Origin of the sequence: Enterococcus sp. AZ050, assembly GCF_051715085.1 — a bacterium.
Taxonomy (GTDB): Bacteria; Bacillota; Bacilli; order Lactobacillales; family Enterococcaceae; genus Enterococcus; species Enterococcus faecalis.
This window is the reverse complement of the sequence record NZ_JBIOTC010000001.1, coordinates 417,643-436,476: the sequence shown is the minus strand read 5'-3', so window position 1 is coordinate 436,476 and position 18,834 is coordinate 417,643. Positions and strand designations below refer to the sequence as shown.

The 18,834-nt window shown below is 33.6% G+C and carries 21 protein-coding genes; all 21 read left to right on the top strand.

The genetic code is table 11. The features are described from left to right. Positions 1-4 precede the first annotated feature (4 nt). The 21 genes from IGJ04_RS02115 to IGJ04_RS02015 all read left to right on the top strand — a co-directional run bounded on the left by IGJ04_RS02115 (position 5) and on the right by IGJ04_RS02015 (position 18,638). The gene (locus IGJ04_RS02115; protein ID WP_438839842.1) at positions 5-1,504 is read left to right on the top strand and encodes a phage portal protein; all 1,500 of its coding nucleotides are present in this window, start codon (positions 5-7) and stop codon (positions 1,502-1,504) included. Next, positions 1,504-2,667: a phage minor capsid protein gene (locus IGJ04_RS02110; RefSeq protein ID WP_438709744.1), complete on the top strand. Its 1,164-nt coding sequence runs from the start codon at positions 1,504-1,506 to the stop codon at positions 2,665-2,667. The genes IGJ04_RS02115 and IGJ04_RS02110 overlap by 1 nt, the downstream gene beginning before the upstream one ends. A gap of 112 nt (positions 2,668-2,779) precedes the next feature. Further along, positions 2,780-3,373, top strand: coding sequence for a phage scaffolding protein (locus IGJ04_RS02105; protein ID WP_192189247.1), 594 nt, complete (start codon positions 2,780-2,782; stop codon positions 3,371-3,373). Then, positions 3,373-4,368 carry a major capsid protein gene (locus IGJ04_RS02100; protein ID WP_172759938.1) on the top strand — a complete coding sequence of 332 codons (996 nt, stop codon included), beginning with the start codon at positions 3,373-3,375 and terminating at the stop codon, positions 4,366-4,368. The genes IGJ04_RS02105 and IGJ04_RS02100 overlap by 1 nt, the downstream gene beginning before the upstream one ends. Positions 4,369-4,400: 32 nt before the next feature. After that, positions 4,401-4,517, top strand: a complete 117-nt coding sequence (locus IGJ04_RS02095) for a HeH/LEM domain-containing protein (protein WP_016632587.1) — start codon at positions 4,401-4,403, stop codon at positions 4,515-4,517. Continuing rightward, positions 4,510-4,902 carry a hypothetical protein gene (locus IGJ04_RS02090; protein WP_033918994.1) on the top strand — a complete coding sequence of 131 codons (393 nt, stop codon included), beginning with the start codon at positions 4,510-4,512 and terminating at the stop codon, positions 4,900-4,902. The genes IGJ04_RS02095 and IGJ04_RS02090 overlap by 8 nt, the downstream gene beginning before the upstream one ends. Further along, complete coding sequence (locus IGJ04_RS02085) at positions 4,896-5,237, top strand: putative minor capsid protein (RefSeq protein ID WP_016632589.1); 342 nt, start codon at positions 4,896-4,898, stop codon at positions 5,235-5,237. The genes IGJ04_RS02090 and IGJ04_RS02085 overlap by 7 nt, the downstream gene beginning before the upstream one ends. After that, positions 5,237-5,584, top strand: coding sequence for a minor capsid protein (locus IGJ04_RS02080; protein ID WP_016632590.1), 348 nt, complete (start codon positions 5,237-5,239; stop codon positions 5,582-5,584). The genes IGJ04_RS02085 and IGJ04_RS02080 overlap by 1 nt, the downstream gene beginning before the upstream one ends. Further along, positions 5,584-5,982, top strand: a complete 399-nt coding sequence (locus IGJ04_RS02075; RefSeq protein ID WP_016632591.1) for a minor capsid protein — start codon at positions 5,584-5,586, stop codon at positions 5,980-5,982. The genes IGJ04_RS02080 and IGJ04_RS02075 overlap by 1 nt, the downstream gene beginning before the upstream one ends. Position 5,983: 1 nt before the next feature. Next, a complete protein-coding gene (locus IGJ04_RS02070; RefSeq protein ID WP_070363852.1) occupies positions 5,984-6,463 on the top strand; it encodes a phage tail tube protein in 480 nt (159 codons plus the stop codon). A gap of 88 nt (positions 6,464-6,551) precedes the next feature. Then, on the top strand, positions 6,552-6,989 hold the full coding sequence (locus tag IGJ04_RS02065) for a hypothetical protein (RefSeq protein WP_016632593.1): 438 nt from the start codon (positions 6,552-6,554) through the stop codon (positions 6,987-6,989). Positions 6,990-6,997: 8 nt separating this feature from the next. Beyond that, a complete protein-coding gene (locus IGJ04_RS02060) occupies positions 6,998-7,576 on the top strand; it encodes a Gp15 family bacteriophage protein (protein WP_438709743.1) in 579 nt (192 codons plus the stop codon). Beyond that, on the top strand, positions 7,569-11,549 hold the full coding sequence (locus IGJ04_RS02055; RefSeq protein ID WP_438839841.1) for a phage tail protein: 3,981 nt from the start codon (positions 7,569-7,571) through the stop codon (positions 11,547-11,549). Before IGJ04_RS02060 ends, IGJ04_RS02055 begins: the two co-directional genes overlap by 8 nt. Positions 11,550-11,605: 56 nt before the next feature. Next, positions 11,606-12,307, top strand: coding sequence for a phage tail protein (locus IGJ04_RS02050; protein WP_438709741.1), 702 nt, complete (start codon positions 11,606-11,608; stop codon positions 12,305-12,307). Next, complete coding sequence (locus IGJ04_RS02045) at positions 12,304-14,583, top strand: phage tail spike protein (protein WP_438839840.1); 2,280 nt, start codon at positions 12,304-12,306, stop codon at positions 14,581-14,583. Before IGJ04_RS02050 ends, IGJ04_RS02045 begins: the two co-directional genes overlap by 4 nt. After that, the gene (locus tag IGJ04_RS02040) at positions 14,576-16,048 is read left to right on the top strand and encodes a BppU family phage baseplate upper protein (protein ID WP_438839839.1); all 1,473 of its coding nucleotides are present in this window, start codon (positions 14,576-14,578) and stop codon (positions 16,046-16,048) included. Before IGJ04_RS02045 ends, IGJ04_RS02040 begins: the two co-directional genes overlap by 8 nt. Positions 16,049-16,064: 16 nt before the next feature. Beyond that, positions 16,065-16,499 carry a hypothetical protein gene (locus IGJ04_RS02035; protein ID WP_202579541.1) on the top strand — a complete coding sequence of 145 codons (435 nt, stop codon included), beginning with the start codon at positions 16,065-16,067 and terminating at the stop codon, positions 16,497-16,499. Beyond that, positions 16,499-16,639: an XkdX family protein gene (locus IGJ04_RS02030; RefSeq protein ID WP_438768144.1), complete on the top strand. Its 141-nt coding sequence runs from the start codon at positions 16,499-16,501 to the stop codon at positions 16,637-16,639. The genes IGJ04_RS02035 and IGJ04_RS02030 overlap by 1 nt, the downstream gene beginning before the upstream one ends. Before the next feature lie 29 nt (positions 16,640-16,668). Continuing rightward, positions 16,669-17,073 (top strand): phage holin family protein, encoded by a 405-nt coding sequence (locus tag IGJ04_RS02025; protein ID WP_010710709.1) that lies wholly within the window; start codon positions 16,669-16,671, stop codon positions 17,071-17,073. After that, the gene (locus IGJ04_RS02020) at positions 17,057-17,890 is read left to right on the top strand and encodes a peptidoglycan recognition protein family protein (RefSeq protein ID WP_016617618.1); all 834 of its coding nucleotides are present in this window, start codon (positions 17,057-17,059) and stop codon (positions 17,888-17,890) included. Before IGJ04_RS02025 ends, IGJ04_RS02020 begins: the two co-directional genes overlap by 17 nt. Before the next feature lie 460 nt (positions 17,891-18,350). Then, positions 18,351-18,638: a hypothetical protein gene (locus tag IGJ04_RS02015; RefSeq protein ID WP_438839838.1), complete on the top strand. Its 288-nt coding sequence runs from the start codon at positions 18,351-18,353 to the stop codon at positions 18,636-18,638. Positions 18,639-18,834: the final 196 nt, after the last annotated feature.

The following is an 18,834-nucleotide window of genomic DNA, read 5'->3' as shown; positions in this document are numbered from 1 at the left end:
GAAGATGTTTAATAAATTAAAAGCTTTATTCAAGATAGGAGGTGCAAAAATAAGAATGGTAGAAACGTTGGACAATATAACAGATCACCCTAAAATTGCTATGAATTCAGTTGAATTAGAGCGCATAAAAAGCAATAAACGTATTTACAAGAATATTTTTAAGGATGTCCATTATATCGATAGTGATGGATATGAACAAAAACGACCATTTCATTCATTAAATGTATCTAAAGTGGTTGCCAGAAAATTATCTAAATTAGTGTTCAATGATGGTTGTAATATCAGTTTAGATGATGAAGAAGCTAACAAATTTCTCCAATCTGTGTTTGCTGAAAACAAATTCAGAAAAAATTTTGGCGAAGAGCTAGAAGCTGGATATGCAATTGGCGGGTTAGCTTTAAGACCTTATGTAGATGCCAATACAAGAAAGATAAAGATTGCTTTTTGTCGAGCAGATACTTTTTTTCCGCTTCAATCAAACACAAATGATATTTCAGAAGCTGTTATTGTCAATCTAACACAACAAGCAGAAGGACAAAAAATTATTTATTATACTTTGTTAGAGTTTCACGAATGGGAAAACGGAAAGTATGTTATCAGAAATGAGCTATATCGCTCTGAATATCAGGAACAAGTAGGCGTTAGGATTCCGTTAGACTATCTGGATAAATACAAGAATTTACAAGAAGAAGTCGTTTTGGAAGGCTTTAGCAGACCTTTATTTGTTTATATTAAACTGGCAGGAAAAAATAATATTAATTTAGATAGTCCTTTAAGTTTAGGAATTATCGATAATGCCAAACGTCAACTCAAAGATATTAATGAAAAATACGATGAATTCATGTGGGAAATTGAAGAAGCAAAACGAAGAATCTTAGTATCATATCACTTTTTTAGAGTTAAATATGATAAGAATGGTATTCCTATTAAGCGATTTGATAGTAAAACGTCTGTTTTTCAACAACTCAAATCAGATGAACCTTTTATCGATGAGTTTGCTCCTTCTTTACGTTCGTCAGAATTTATAGAAAGTATTAATTTTATCTTGCGAATTATAGAATTACAAACAGGTTTTTCTAGTGGTACGTTTAGTTTTGATGGTCAATCTGTCAAAACAGCAACAGAGATTATTAGTGAGAACTCTGAAACATTTTCTACACGTTCAGACAATGTCCTTATCGTTGAAGAAGCGTTGAAAGAGCTGATTATCACAATTTTTGAATTGGCGACAGCTTATGATCTGATTTCCCCAGTAGAAAATTTAGGAATAAATATTGATTTTGATGATGGTATTTTTCAATCACAAGATGCAAAAGCGGACTACTATTCAAAGTTAGTGACTGCTGGTTTAACCTCAAAATTAAATGCTATCCAAAAATTGACTGGAGTTACTGAAAAAGAAGCTAGGAAAATAATCAATGAAATTAGAGCAGAAACGCTTGAAGTAGATTATCAAGAGTTTGAACAAGAGAAGATGAGTAAAGAGCTAGGAGATGAGGAATAATGATTACTCCTCATCAATTAGATTTGTGGTCTTCTAACATGGCACACCTTTATCAATCATTAGAAGGAGAATTAATACGGATTCTCATTAAGCGATTAAATAATGGGCATGACGACATATTAGAATGGCAAAGAGAAAAACTACAAGAATTACACTTGTTTAACAAGGAAACCGTCAAAGTGATTTCTCAAGTAACAGGAATTGCTGAATCTGAAATTGAACGAATGTTTGAAAATACAGGAGAAAAAATTATAAAAGATGTCGATAAAGAATTACCTTATAAATCAAAACCTTTGCCAACCAACTTGTCTAATGTTATGAAAGCTTACCATGATCAAGTGTGGTCAGATATTGATAATTATGTTAACCAAACGTTGTTATCTACGAATTTCGGTTATGGAACGGCAACAACTCAAATGTATAATGACATCATTAATAAGACAGTTGCTGCATTTAATAGTGGCTTATTTACTTTTGAAGAAGCTTTAGCAAGAACGATTCAACAATGGGCGCAAAAAGGGATTAAGTCTGCTTTTATCGATAAAGGGGGGCATACGTGGAGCTTAGAACGTTATATTAGAACGGTTTTAAAGTCTACCTTATCAAATACCTACGACACGTTGAGAAAAGACCGCATGAGCGAGTATGATGTTCATACAGTTGTTGTGACGAGCCATATGGGTTCAAGACAGGCGTGCTCAAAAATACAAGGAAATGTTGTTGATTTGAGAGAAATGTCTGAATTGCCTCCTAATTGCAAATATCGAAGTATTTATGATCCTTATTGGAATGCTGAATACGGTACTCCAGGCGGTCACAGAGGCGTTAATTGCCAACATTTGCATATTCCGTATATTCCTGGCGTCAACACGAACAATCAGCCTAAAATCGATGCCAAAGAAAATGAAAAAGTAGCTCAATTGACAAATCGTCAACGACAATTAGAACGTCAAATTGTGAAATTCAAAAAGAATCACATGGTTTCTGATGCTTTAGATCAAACTGAAAATGCTAAATATTGGCAACAAAAGGTAAGAGCAAACCAAGCAAGATTACGAGAATTAGTTAATTCAAATGAGTATCTTGCAAGAAATTATGCTCGTGAAAAAGTTTATACACCAATTAATACGTTATTAAAAGATTTTCGTTATGATGATTTTTAAGTCTAGTCATTGGCTAGGCTATTTATTTTGCCTTGTTTAGCTTGTTAAGGCGTAAAAGATAAACTGCTCCATCGAGGGCGTAGCCTCGTTAAACAACGAAAGGAAGAGAAAAATGAAGAGAGAACAATTAAAAGAACTTGGATTGACAGATGAACAAATTAATTCAGTGATGGGATTACATGGCCAAACGGTTACTGAATTAAACAGCAAACTTGCTACAGCAGAACAAGAGCGTGACCGATTTAAAGAGCAACTTGATTCGAATCAAACCGAATTAGACGCATTGAAAGAATCAGCTAAAGGCAATGAAGAACTAACGAAACAATTAACTGATTTACAGAACAAATTTAATGAAGCTGAAAAAGATGCGCAAAAAAAACTTGCTGAGCAACAAAAAGATTTTGCAATTAAGCTAGCTTTAAAAGAGGTTAATGCTCGTGATGAAGATATTGTATTACAGTTGTTAGACAAAGAAGCAATAAAAGTGACAGATGAAGGTTTAGAAGGATTGAAAGAACAGCTAGATGCGTTAAAAGAAAATAAAAATTTCTTGTTTCAAGAAAAGGAAAATACGCCTTCTGTTCCACGAATTTTTGTAGGCGGGAATCCATCTGCAACCGAAGAAGTTTCTGGGTCATTAGGACAACAAATGAAATCTAAAAACTTTAATTTAACTAATTTTTTAACTAAAGGAGAGAATAAATAATGACAACCGAAATTACAAAATTATTAGATGTGGTAACACCAGAAGTATTTAACACTTATATGAATAACTTTACTGAAGAAAAATCAGCGCTTATTCAATCAGGAGTAGCAGTATCAGATCCTAGCGTATCAGCTAATATTACATCAGGTGGTCTGTTGGTTAATATGCCATTCTGGAATGATTTAGACGGAGAGGACGAAACGTTAGGCGACGGAGAAAAAGCATTATCTACTGGTAAAATTACAGCAAGTGCAGATATTGCAGCAGTTATGTATCGTGGACGTGGTTGGTCAGTTAACGAATTATCGGCTGTTATTTCAGGTGATGATCCATTAGGTGCTTTGATGAGTAAAATTGCTTCTTGGTGGATGCGTCGAGAACAAAGTGTGCTTATTTCTGTATTAAACGGCTTATTTGCAGATGGTGGGGCATTGCATGACACGCACCTATTATCAAAACCAACAGAAGGAATTTCAGGAGATTTAGTATTAGATGCGAAACAGTTATTAGGCGATTCAGCAGGTAGATTAAGTATGATTGTTATGCATTCAGCTGTATATACTACTTTGCAAAAACAAAACTTAATTGCTTTTATTCCAGATGCTCGTGGGGAAGTAAACATTCCTACTTACCTAGGTTATCGAGTAGTTATTGATGATAATGTTCCTTCAACAGGTTCAGGAGATTCAAAAGTCTATACTACTTACCTATTTTCAACTGGTTCTATTGGTCGGAATACAGGTAATCCAGCTAAATTAACTACTTTTGAAACTGCTCGTGTAGCAAATAAAGGAAATGATGAAGTTTACACTAGACGAGCGTTTACGATGCACCCTTATGGCGTTAAATTTACAAATACTGATAGAGAATCAGGAGAAATTACACCTACTAATAAAGATTTAGCCAAACCTAACAATTGGGAAAAAGTTTATGAAGATAAACAAATTGGAATTATTGGTATTCAACATTTGCTATCTTCTTCCCCAAAAGGGTAACCCCATCAACAGATGGGGTTACTTACTCATCGATGAAAGTTTCTGAATTAAAAAATATCCTAGAACAAAAAAATATTCCGTATAAATCCTCAGATAAGAAAGAAGATTTGATTGAATTGTTAAAAAAGGAAGGTCAAAGTAATGACTAGCTATCTAACTTTTGAAGAATTCACAGAATTAACAGGTAGGGAAGTAGTCGTTGATTTGTTCGATCGATATTACAAAAAAGCAGCTTCGGTTTTAGATAATATTACAAATAATTTTTATCAAGTGCATTCAATAGAAAATGATCCAATTGAATTTAGAGTTAAAAAATTTAAATTAGCTTTATGTGCACAAATTGTTTATTTTTATGAAGTTGGCGGAGATAGCAGTGAAAGTTTGAATAAAACTCCGCAAAGCTTTTCTGCTGGACGAACGAGTATTTCTAACAAATCTACAGAAAATGGAAAAGATAAACCGTTAGTAGCTGAAGATGTCTATATTTATCTTGAAAGCACAGGGCTTCTATATCGAGGTGTTTTATCATGTTAATGTCAAAACCACCAATTGATTTTTTAGTAGATTCTTTTATTTATCGAGAATATTTAGGAGAAGGTGACTATAATAAACCTATTTACGGAGAATATGCAATTATAGAAAATTGTCGCATTGATCGAGGAAGTCAGTACACTTTTTCTTCAAGTGGGAAACAATTGCTCTATCATGCAGTGATTTTCTGTTATAAGGATTTGACAACCCCTTTGCCTGAATTTAAAGAACAATCATTAGTTATTTATGATGGCAAAGAACACGTTATCACTAAAATTGAGAAAATTTCAGAGGCTTATTCAAACACTGTTTATTCTTATGAATTAGAGGTGATTTGATGGGTGTTAAAGTTGATCTTACTGGTATTAGAGCTAAAGTAAGCCCACAAGCTATGAAGCGAGGAAGGTATGCTCTAGGTAATCAAGCAATGGCTGACATGAATCCGTATGTTCCTAGAAGTTCAGGTGGAGGCATTTTAAGAGGTAGTGCTCATTTAAATAGTGAAGCCTCAAAAATTATTTATGATACTCCTTATGCAAAAGCACAGTTTTATGGTACAAATGGAAAAGCGATATTCAAGAAGTATTCGACGCCAGGTACAGGAAAACGATGGGATTTGAAAGCCAATTCTATTCACGGTGCGGATTGGAAACGAGCTTTTTTGAGAGGAGCAGGAATTAAATAATGGATTTTCTGGATTGCTTAAATAAAAAAATAAATCAGATACCTGATTTACCGTTAAATATTCGAAAAGGTTATCTTTCGGCAGTGGAAAGCTTAGTTATTTATCCATTGCCTGGTGGTAAGGTTGAAACGGAATACTATGACGGAATCAAAGACGAACTATTAAATTATGAAATTGCCATGAAATCAAAAGACGGCAATAAAATTGAACAAACATTGTGGCTTTTGTCGGATGTTTTAGAAGATATTGAAGAATTAACTAGTCAAAATAAATCGTTTGAGTTTAATAAATTAACTATCACGAACAGACCTTACATTAGTGAAGCTGATGAGCAAGGTTGGTTCGTTTTTTTATTGGATTTTCAAGCAAAATTAACCACATTTAAGGAGGAAAAATAACATGATTAAAATGGATTTACAATATTTTGCACGTAAGAAAAATGCCTTGAGAGAACATTATATTGCTGAATATACACCAGGGGAAGAAACTGCTCCAGCTAAAGAAGCAGAAACGTGGTTACCATTAGCAAAATATATTAGCTCAATTGGTGATGATACGGATGAAGAAACAGATGACACTGGCTTTTACGATGGAGACGGTACACCAGAAACAACTGTAACCTCTGTGGCTGGTTCATATAGTCCAGAAGGATTTTATGATCCTGAAGATAAAGCACAAAAATTGATTGCATCAAAAAAATATAAATTAGGAGAAGAACGCAAGGTTTGGCACAAAATTGTTCAAACAAACGGTGATACAGTGATTGGTCGAGCAACAGTTACAGATATTGTAGCTGGTGCTGGAGATGCTACAGAGTATGAAGAATTTAGTTGCAAAATTACATTTGACACCTTGCCAACAGTTACCCCAAAAGGTTAGCCCCGTCAGTTGAGAAGCTTGCTTCTCAATCTGACGATGGGGCGAAAGCTACTTCAAAAAAATCTAAAAAACAAGAGGAGAAAGATTGATGGAATTTCAAATAGAAAAAAGAGGTTTTCCAATTAAAATCGGTGAATTAGAATTTTTCTTTGGAACAACAGTTGAAGAATTGACACGTTTTTTTGATGCACAGGAAGAATACGAAGCAAAAGTAAAAGAATGCGAAGAAAAACTAAAATCAATTAAAAATATTGATCAACCAACAAAAGAAGATACGTTGTTAATTGTTGAATTGTCCGAAGAACTAGCGACTGTTAAGTATGATGCCCTATTGGGAGAGGGAGCTTTCAAAGAAATTTATGAAAAATATACTGATATAGAACAATTATTAGATTTATTCGAAACTTTAGAATTTGAAGTTGCGGAAAAAATAGCTAATGAATCTGCTAAACGACAAGATGCTGTTTCTAAAAAGAAAGCTGATTTATTGAAAAAGAAAGCCTTGAAAAACAAGAAAAAGAAATAGGTGATTAGATGCGGTTAAATGATCCGTTGGTCACTACAGTTGAATTTGAAGGCAAAGAATATCCGCTTGATCTATCTTTTGATAATGTTTTAGATGTTTTTGATATATTATCGGATGAAAATTTGTTTCCAGAAGAAAAAATGAATATGAGTTTAGAACTGTTGATATGTGGCTTTGAAAAAGAATTTGAAGGAACGATAGAACAACAGTTCTTACTTTTTAATTTCATTCTTAAAAAGTATATCTATCTAAATGAAGAGGTAGATAGAGCAACTGATCGTTTAGGGAATCCTTTACCAATAAAAAAAGGAAAGAAAGTTATTGATTTAACACATGATGCAAAATATATTTATGCTTCTTTTCGTCAAATAGGGATTAATTTATTTGACGAACAAGGAAAAATGTCATGGGAAGAATTTCAAGCATTATTGGAAAGTTTGCCAGATGATACTATTTTGGCAAAAATTATACAAATTCGTACTTGGGAACCTCAAAAAGGCGAATCCGCCAGAGAGAAAAGTCGAATGAAAAAGCTCCAAAAAAAATATGCATTGCCAGATGAAAAGGTAGGTGAAGAAGATGAGTGATGGAAGAGTTGAAATTGATGTAGAAGTAGATGGTAAAGGTGTAGCCTCATTAAATAATCGACTGAATCAATTGACAGATGTAGGCGGTCGTGCAGGTATTTCAATTAAGAATTTAGTTGTGTCAATGGGACTTTTGAAAGTTGCTTCGGCAGCAATTACGGCTTCTATAAATGCGATAAAAACCTCATTTTCTAGTGCAATTTCTGAAGGAGCAAAGCTTGAACAGTCCATTGGTGGTGTAAAAACATTATTTGGTGATAATGATTGGGGAATAGTTTCCAAAAATGCTGATCAAGCCTTTAAAACAGCAGGAGTTTCAGCAAATAAATATATGGAAACTGTTACCTCATTTTCAGCAAGCTTGATTAGTAGTCTTGGTGGTGACACAAAAAAAGCAGCTGATCTTGCAGATGTAGCCGTAAGAGATATGTCAGATAACGCTAATAAAATGGGTACTGATATGGAATTGATAATGCAAACTTACCAATCTTTGGCTCGTGGAAATTACGCCATGTTAGATAATCTAAAATTAGGTTATGGCGGTACGAAGTCTGAAATGGAACGTTTGATGAAAGACGCAGAAAAAATAACTGGGGAACATTATACGGTTGGTGATTTTGCAGATACGGTCAAAGCGATTCATGCAGTGCAAGATAGCTTAAAAATCACAGGAACTACAGCTGCGGAAGCAGCAACTACAATGAGCGGTTCGTTTGCTTCAATGAAAGCAGCAATGCAAAATGTTTTAGGAAAGTTGGCAATTGGCGAAGATATAAAAGATGAATTAAATGATTTAGCCACAACTACTTCAACATTTCTTTTCGGGAATTTTATTCCTATGGTAAAAAGAATTTTGCAAGGATTACCTGAATTATTTTCAACTTTTACTAAATTAGCTGTAGATCACTTAAAAAAAGGCTTGAGTGAGCTTACAGGTAAAGACTTATCGAAACCGATAGACACAGTTGTAGAAGTCGCCTCTAAAGCAATTAAAAATGTAAAAGAAGCGATACAATCAGTAATGGCGGTTTTTTCTAACGTTTCGGGAGGACCAACTGCTTGGGTTTCTACAATCAGCAAAGCTTTTATTGCTTTGAATAGTGTTATTACCGCTAGTGCAAATATTGTAAAGAAATTTATGACAGCACTAGGCGAAACAGGAGCAATCCAAAATGTAAAAAATGCAATTGAAAGTGTTAGTAATGCGTTTAAAAAAATAACAGATTCAGTCGGAGACGCCTCCATTTGGTCAACGCTAGGAACAGCGATAGGAAATGTTATAAGTGTCATTGCTCGAGGAGTTCAAGTTGTAGCGGAATTTATATCAAAATTAGATCCTAAAATTATTCAAGCATTTACAAATGTTTTAGTGGGAACAGTTGTCGGTTTTTCAGCTGTTAAAACTGGTATGAAAGGGTTAGATTTTATTCAATCATTCAATCCGTTTAACGCTTTTAGAAGAAACGTTGAAACAGGAATGACTGGAGCAGAAAAAAGCATTAGTCGTTCAAAAAGTACAATTGCACAAATTTTTAGCGGATTATCTAACATCGTAAAATCATCTGGAAATGCAATTAAAGCAAGTGCAACAGGTATTGGAACAGGAATAAAAACAGCACTTACTGGAGTAGCAACTGCTGCGAAAGGTATTGGGGCTGGTTTGGCGGCAACGTTTAAGGGGATAGGTCAAGCTATGAGATTGGCAGGACCTGCAAATATTTTAGCACTTGGCGCTTCTGTTGGAGTAGCAGCAATTAGTATTAGTGCAGGAATAGGAATAATCATTTCCGCATTAACGTTACTAGCTACGCAGGGAGAAGGCGTTGCAACAATAATCAATGCTATAGGAACAGCTTTTTCAATGGTAGCTACAACGATTATAGGAGCATTTGCACAAGCGATAGTAACAGTATCTAGTGTTCTGCCAATAATTACAAGTGCTCTTTCTGGCTTAGCACCTTTAGTGGTTGCCGTCGGAGTTGCAATTGGCGCAATGTCGCCAGCAATAGAAGCTGTAGGAACTGCTATAGGAGCAACTGCTCCAGCAATTACAGCATTAGGAACAGCGATTTCAACCGTTATTAGTGCATTACCACCTGTAATATCAGCACTTGGTTCAGCAATCTCTCAAATTGTAACAGCCATTACACCAATTATCCAAATTCTTGCGGATGCGTTTTTACAGCTTGTGCCAATTGTTGGTAATGCAATTAGCCAAATTATCCAAGCGATAACACCAATTGTTCCAGAAATTACAAAAATGGTTGAAGCAATAGCACCAATACTTGGTAAGATAGTAGAAGCTTTTCAAACTTTAATTCAAGAAATTAAACCTATTGTCGATTCTATTACTAATCTTATCAAGGAATTAGGAACACAAATTAGCAATATATTAACTGAAGCAGGAAATGTAATTAATACTTTTGGAGATAATGTAAAAAAAGTTTTTGATGGTGCTTCAAACGTTGTAAAAAGTTTTGGAGACACTGTTAAAAATATTTTAGATGGAATAGCAGGTATTTTTGATTCTATTGGAAATGCTGCTTTAAACGCTGGAAAAGGCGTTAAACAAATGGCACAAGGGATCAAAATTCTTGTTGATTTAAAATTGGGAGATTTAGGTGCTACATTAGCAGCAACTGCAACAGGATTAGCAGCAATAACTGCTTCTGGTATTGCCACAGCTGGACCAGGCTTACAACAAGCTGGAACAGGCTTAATGATGATTGCCACGGCTGGTCAGACAGCCACTGTTGCTTTGCAAATGCTACCTAATATTTTGACCGTGTTTTCAAATAGTATTGGTAATTTACCAATTAAAATGAACGAAGTAGCCAGTAGCTTTGCTAGTTTTGCTTCACGAGCTGTTATGGGCTTAGCTGGTTTATCTGGAGCAAATATCCATATAACAACTTTCAGAGCACAATTAATGACAATTCCACCAAACTTAAATATGGCCAGTGCTAGCTTTAATTTATTTGTTTCAAGAGCGATGTCAATAGGAACTACATTGATGACGATTCAGACGATGATTACTTCATTTAATGCTAAAGTGATGACTATTTCAGCTACTTTGAATAATGTAAGCAATTCTTTTGGCTCATTAACTAAAGTTTCTGATTCTGTAAAAAACGCTCTTAGTGGTGTTTCTTCTGGGTTAATGAGAGTATCTTCAAGTGCAAATGTTACAAAAAATCAAATTAGTAATATGGTAGCTGGTTCTAGTGCACAAATTAAAAGCATGGCAAGTAGTACAAAAATAGTAGTTACATCATTTAATGCAATGAGAGCTCAAATTCAAACCTCCATGTTAAGCATTGTAAATATTCTTATTACTTCTGGAAATAAGATGAAAAATCAAGGAAGAATCATCGGGCAACAAACCGCACAAAATATTGCACAAGGAATACTTAACGCTATCCCGATGGGTTCTAGTGCAATGATTTCTTTAATGCAAGCTGTACTAACGGCTGGAATGTCTAATATAAATGGTATGAGAAATATTGGATTGATGATTGGTTATGGTTTAGCAGAAGGAATGTATGCTTCGTTAGGAGAAGTGACAAGAGCAGCGAATGCTCTTGTAGAGCAAGCTGACCGAGCTGCTAGAGCAAAAGCGGAAATTCACTCACCATCTCGTTTGTTCCGAGATAACGTAGGTCGTTATATTTCTCAAGGGATTGCTGTTGGTATTGAAAAAGATGCCAATAATGCATACTCTGCTATGGATAAATTAATAACTGGTTTAATGCCAAATGTGACTCCTGAGATAGCTTTAGGCACTTCAAAAATAGGGATGGCATCAGTTGGTTCTCAAATTGTTAATAATACAACGAATCAATCGCAATCTTATCGACCAGTATTTCATTTTAATATTGAAAAAGCAGACCTTTCGTCAGATAAATCTATTGAAGAGACATCAGAACGGTTAGCAATACTTACGGAGCGACAAACAAGGGGGCGTTTGAAATAGATTTAACCAATTATCCTCACTTTCAATTTAGAGGAAGAAAATCAAATGAATTTCGAATGCGAATAAGAAATGAGTTAGAATTTGTTATTCCTGAAACTGCTTTAGACTTTATAGAAGTTGACGGTCTTGATTCTGATGTCATTTACGATAAGGGAAAACGAAAAGATATTGAAAAAGTTTTCCCTGTTCGCATTTATAAAGAAAAAGATACAACCATAGCCATGCAACTTAGAAATATAGTTGCATGGCTATATTTAGATAAATCCTATTCGCCATTAATTTTTAGCGAACAAGGAGAATATTACTATCAAGCTTTAGGGTATAGCCAAATAACCGCTCGAGATAAGCATAGAGAATGGGTAGATATTGATTTTTCGTTTAAATGTCAGCCCTTTGTTTTTCGATTGGATGGAAACAAAGAAATAGTTGTTTCAAACAATGGAATTATTACGAATCCAGAAGCTTTTTCAAGTTTGCCAATAATTAGTTTCAATAAAACAAGTAGTACACAAGATAGTAATATTTATATTAATGGTCAGCAATTTAGAATTGCTAAAGAGGTTGGTGTAGGAAAAGTTGTTTTAGATTGTGAGCATGGTATTGCTTACAAAGAAAACGGGATAAACGTTACAAAATATTGTTTTTTAAACGATGATGGTTATAATCCAATCACATTACAACCAGGCCAAAATCAGATTAATTACAGCTATATTGATAGTTTTAAAATTATACCGAATTGGAGGACATTAGCAGTATGAGTACTATAGTTTTATATGAAAAGAAAAATAACGATTGGAATTCTTTAGGATTGGGACCTTTAACAGAAGCGATTAATCCACTAGTAACTAGAGAAAAGAATGGTATTTATGATTTGACCTTTGAATATCCAGTAAATGGTAAGTTATTCAATGAATTAAAAGTAGGTCGATGGGTTACAGCTAATGCTGGACCGACGATTGTGGCCAGAAAACAAAAATTTGAAATTGCTCAAATCACTAAACCAAAAAATGGAATAGTTACTGTTTATTGTGAACATTATCGTTATAAATTATTGCGTTCTATTGTGACAATAGGGATAAAACATGAAAATATTCCTGCTCAAACTGCTTTAAATTATTTGAAAGAAAGAATGCAGCCAAAAGGAGATTTTTCTTTTTTTAGTGATGTGGGTACCAAATCATCAATTGATTTTACCGATCCTTCAAAATTTAAAAATGCTCAAGAAGCGCTTGGAGGTGTTGCTGGTTCAATTTTAGATAATTTTGGTGGAGAATATTTATTTGATAATAATCAAGTCAAATTATTAGTTGAAGCTGGCAAAAAAACCAATATTGTTATTGCTTATGGCAAAAATTTAACCGATATTACACAAGAAGAGTCTATAGAAAATACCTATACTTCAATTTATGGCTGGGCCAAAATAGGAACAGGCGATGATGAGGAAATTTTAACATTACCTGAAATCTATATTGATAGCGATTATGTAAATAACTATACAGAGCGTCGTATCCAGATGGTGGATTTTAGTGATAAAGAACCAAAAGACGTTACTACTTTAAGAAGTATGGTTAAAAGTTATATTAAATCAAATAAAGTCGGTGTACCAAAAGTAAGTATTAAAGCAAGTTATGTCGATTTAGCAAGTTCGGTAATGGATACTCAATTAAAAAATTTAGAAGAAATTGATCTATGTGATTGGGTAACGATTACTTTTAATCAGTTAAAAATTAATACTACTGCTCAAATTGTAAAAACAGTGTGGAACGTTTCTCTTGATCGTTATGAATCAATTGAATTAGGAGAGAGTAGAACGGATTTTGCTAAAGTAATAGAAGAATCAAAAGAAGAGATTAAACAAGTCACTAATAAAATCAATTGGTTAGAACAAGCACAACAAGAAGCTACAGATATAATTAAAAATCCAGGAAAAGGACATGTTGTTATTTATCCTTCTTTGGCTGATCCTCAAGAGTTTTTAATTATGGATACTACAGACATTAAAACAGCTAAAAAGGTTTGGCGTTGGAATGTGGGAGGCTTAGGTTTTAGTTCTACTGGGTACAATGGTTCATACGGTTTAGCAATGACTAATAATGGTGCAATGGTTGCAGACAGAATGACTACAGGAACACTTCGAGCAATAAATATTATCGGTGTTGCTATTACAGGTTCAACAATTGATGGTGGAGTAATTACTAATTCTAATGGTTATAGCAAAATAATTTTAAGAGATGGTACAATCAAAACCTATTATAATAATGTATTAAGGTATGCTGTTTCAGGCGTAAGATTTACTCTTTATGATTCAAAAGGCGTAGCTGTTATGGATTTAGATAGCGATGGCGTAAGTATTAATAAAGAAAATACGACAACAACGCTAGGGTATCTTGGTCGAGGAAGAGATGTAAAGACAGGTAAAGAAGAATTAGCAATGAATGTTAATGTAGGAAATATAGGATGTATAGCTGTACAAGAAAATACAAATGGAATTTATATACGTAAAATAGCGGCCTCATCAGCAGGAGCCCACATATCTAATTTAATAATGGGAGGAAGTTATGTAGGAGGTTCAGGCGAAATCAAAAATGCTAATTTAAAAAATGCAGGAGTTTCAGATAAGTTTACGGTATATAACAATGTAAATTTAGGATTTTATTCTAATTTGAATATGAATGGTTATTCTATTTTAAACCAATCAGATATTCGTCTAAAAGAAAATATTGAAGAGACAAAAATTGATGGTATAGAAGAAACAAAAAAACTAAATTTTGTAGAATTTGATCGAAAACAAAAATATCGAACAAAAGATATAAATAAACAACCTTCATCAAAACGAGAATTAGGATTGATTGCTCAATATTCACCTTTTTTAGCTATTGAGAGTGATTTTGATAATTATTTAAGTATTGATGTTAATAAACAAATTATGTTAAACAGTTTGACGAACAAGCAATTAATTGAGTTAGTTGAATCGCAAGAAAAAAGAATTACTGAATTAGAATCGAAATTAGAAAAGGTGATAAATGATGGCTAATAAAGTATTGAACTTAGATTTTTTGAAAGATCCTATATTACCGCCAATCGTTTATGGTCGAGTGGGTGATGATGGACTACAAACAATCACTATAAATATTACTCGAGGCGATGAAGTAGCTAATTTAACAGGTGGAGTTCTTACTTTTGAAGGTGAGCCAGCTGGGGGAAAAGTAAAAGTATTTGACTCTGATAATATTAGTTCGACAACGGAAGGATTAAGAAAAGGGACATTCGATTATACGTTTCCAAGCAAAGCATTTAGTGTGGAAGGAACATATGAAAGAGCGTATTTCTCATTTCAAAAAAGTGGAAAAAGAGACACGACAAGTGGCTTTAAAATAATTGTACAAGGGAATGCTGATATTGATGCTCCAGAAGCTGAAACAATTATTACAGAATACAATCGATTAGTTGAAAAGTTAAATAAAGCGTATCAAGATGCGTTAAAAAAGATAAATTCTGATTATGATGTAGTTGTTGCAAGAATAGAAGAAATAACTATTGAAATAACTAAATTAAAAGCCCAAATTAGTGAAACTATTGCTAATACAGAAAAACGTATTTCTCAAATTGCAGAAAATGCAGAAACTTCTATCACTACTATTGGAAGAACTGTCACAGAAGCGATGAATCAAGCCTTGGAAGAATTACATGCTGCAGATTTTTATACAAAAGATGAAGCAGATTCTAGGTTTGTAAATAAAACAGCAACAGAAAATGGATTGTTTGTTAGAAAAAATATTGAAATAACAGACTTAAATAATGCTAAAGAACCAGGAATCTATTCGATTCCAGCTACAGGAGTTGAAAATAAACCTTTACCTAATTCTGGTAGCTTGATTGTTAATAAAGACCCTGGGGGAGTCAGACAGCTGTTTCAAACAGAAAGGACTGTCCTTATTCGTCAATTTGGTGGTATTCCTTCAAATTGGACTGATTGGAAAGAAGTAGCGTTTACAACGAATGTTGTGAATTTAACCGAACCTCAACATATTGATGGTATTAAAGAATTTTCAGAGATTCCTTTAGTAAACGGAAAAGAAGTTGCTTTAAAAGAAGACACGTATATTTACAAAAAAACAGGGCTTGATGAAGTAGAAGCTGCATATAAAAGTGCTTTTGGAGCAGAAACCAATATTCTTTTAGTTCGTAAGGGAGATAAAGTAGATGCGTATATACGTGTAAATATAGCTGATGTAACTAAATTAAAAACAGCATTTGTACCGATATTTCTTATTCCAGAGGGCTTTAAATTAGATCCATCATTAAGAAAGGGGTTCTGGAATGTTCCATTGACAGTAAACCAATACACTTTCCCTCAAGGAAATTATGGAGCATTGTATGAATATGGTTCGAAAGGTATTCGATTTGGTAGTGATAGAAAAGGGAATCATTATGTGCATGGTAGTTGGCATACAAATGATCCATTTCCTGAAAATAGTTTAAATGTAACAAAAAAATAATTAAGGAGGACTCCAAATGAAAACGATATGGCAATTCGGGCGAACTGGAGGGTCAGAATTAGAGGTTCCAGATGATTTCTTAGTTCAAGTTCCATTTACAGATATTCCCCCATTAAAAGATGTTGAATTAAATCAACAATTTTTTATTCCTAGTGAGGGACGTTGGAAAGAAATTATGAACCAACTGGATAGGGAAAACTTAGATAATCTTAGTAGCCTTTATTCAAATTTAGAAAAAGAAAATGAAGAGATTAAGGTTAAGGCAAATGATTTAGCGCAATTAAATGGGAAGTTAATGTTATCAACAATGAATCTTCAAAAAGAAAATGCAGAATTGAAAGCAAAATCTGACAGTTTAGCTAAATTAAATTCAAAAGCAATGCTTATGATTGCTGCTCATGATAAGGAAATCAGAGAACTTAGTAATGAATCGAAAGGAAGTGTTCAATAATGTTATTTACATTTGATGATATTAAAATGATGTATGATTGGGGCTGCTTTACAGATGAACAAGTTGCAGAATTTGTACCACTTTGTATAACAGAAGATGAATTTACAAAAATGACAGGAAAACCGTTTAGCAAAGTCTAAGCGGTTTTTATTATTGGAAGGTGGAAGACATGGTGATTATTGATAATCAAGCGTTAATAGCAGAATTTAAAAATTTAATTTCAAACGGCTTTATCCAAGTGTTTGTTTGGATTGTGTTAGGAGATATTGCAACAGGTATTTGTAAGGGAATCTACAGGGAAGAAGGAAATAGTACAAAGGGATTACCTGGATTAATTAAACATTTACTTGTTGTATGTTTAGTTATAGTGACCTATCCATATTTAAAAATAATGGGATTCTCATCTATTGCTGATGGTTTTGTTTTATTTTACATTGCTGTTTATGGTCTTTCGATTACAGAAAACTTAGGGCAGCTAGGTGTTCCGTTACCTTCTTGGGTTAAAAATCATCTAAGCAAATTAAAAGATGAAAATGATAAAGGAGGTGAACCGAAAGATGGTACAGGTAATTAATCAATCTGTTTGTGGAGGAATTGCTGGTAGACGCCCCAACGCAACACCAAAAGGCGTTGTCATTCATAACGATGCAGGAAGTATTTATGCGACTGCTGCGCAATATGTTAATGCTTTAGCTGTAATGTCTCCTACGCAATTAGCGAATGGTTTTGCTCATTATTATATTGATCGAAATACAATTGCACGTGTAGAAGATACATTCAACGCAGCTTGGCATACAGCAAATTCAGATGGAAATTTGAACTATGTTGGTTATGAGGTTTGTCAATCGATGGGCGCTAGCGATGCAGACTTTTTAGCGAATGAGCAAATGACATTTAAGCAAGTAGCCGAAGATATGAAGTTTTGGGGAATGCAACCTAATAGAGATACTGTAAGATTGCACAAAGAATTTGTTCCTACAGCATGTCCTCATCGTTCGTGGGAATTGCATGGAAAAGAAACAAACGCAGTAAAAGACTATTTTATTAGCCAAATAAAAAAATATATGGGAAATCAAAACGAAAACAATAGCAACTCAAGTAATAACAATCAAAATACAATAAAAGGGAGAGAAGCAACGATGTTTTGTTTATATCAACGACCAATTAATAGTAAAACAGGAAAATTAGAAGATAACGGGGATCACTGGGCTACATTCTTCTGTAATGGAGTGAATTGCCGACGTTTATATCATGGCGATGAGGCAGAAGTAATAAAAACAGTATACAGAGAGAACAACGGAAAAGAAATACCGTTCTTTGGTAAAGAGAAATGGCCTAAAAATGCTCCATGGTACAAACGTTTAGAGACTGTTTGTCCAGTTGTAAAATAGCTTGAAATTTAGAATAAATAGGTTTAAAATATAGTTACCTTTTAATAAATTCATAGTATGACCTTCTTTTATTAATAATACAAGAAGGGTGCACCTATCTTTTTCTAAGTCCTAAGATAGGTGCATTTTTTTATTGAAATATTTCTAAAGCTTGTATAAAATAGTAATAGGCCTTTTTGGTAAAGGTTGCATGGTTTTCTCAATTGTAACGGAGCTCTCTATGTTTTATAGAGAGCTCTCTTTTTTTTGTTGAAATTCAAAAAAGAAAGCGGTAAAATGTATTTACCAAACAGTTTTATTTTTCATTTTATTACTACCTCTTGCCGCCTTTCCCCAATGAGGCGGCCTTTTTTTACATAAAAATATTGAACTAAAAAAACAGATATTGTAAAATATGTTGCTTTGTATTTGTCCTTTTGATATAATTTATCAAAATACATTCAAAAAAAGAGGTGTAAAGATGACATATACTTATCTAAGGAAATATAGCTATGGTAATCAAGTTGAATACAAAGCAGAAGTGGAGGCTAGAGTAAACAATCCCATTGGAATTAAACTTCCATTTGAAATTCATCCATTTTTCAGAGAGCAAAAGCAGTTTGACAAAAAATTTCAATTGTTTTATTTACCAACGAAAGAAATTAGTTTTCTTAGAGAAAAGTTATATGAAAATTCAAAGGAAATAGGGAACCTTTTGATAGTTTGCCACCTATTGCTCAGAAAAAAGTATTTATCAACAATTTATTAGAGGAAATAAAAGCAACCAATGATATAGAAGGGGTTACAAAGTACACGTAAAGAAATAAGTGAAGCAATTGAAGAAGCGGAAAAAAATATTACTAATAACAAACGGTTCAGCGGTTTGGTTAAATTATATATGAAATTTAGAGATAGTGAATATAGTGATATAAAAAATGTTGAAGATATCAGAAAAATTTATGATA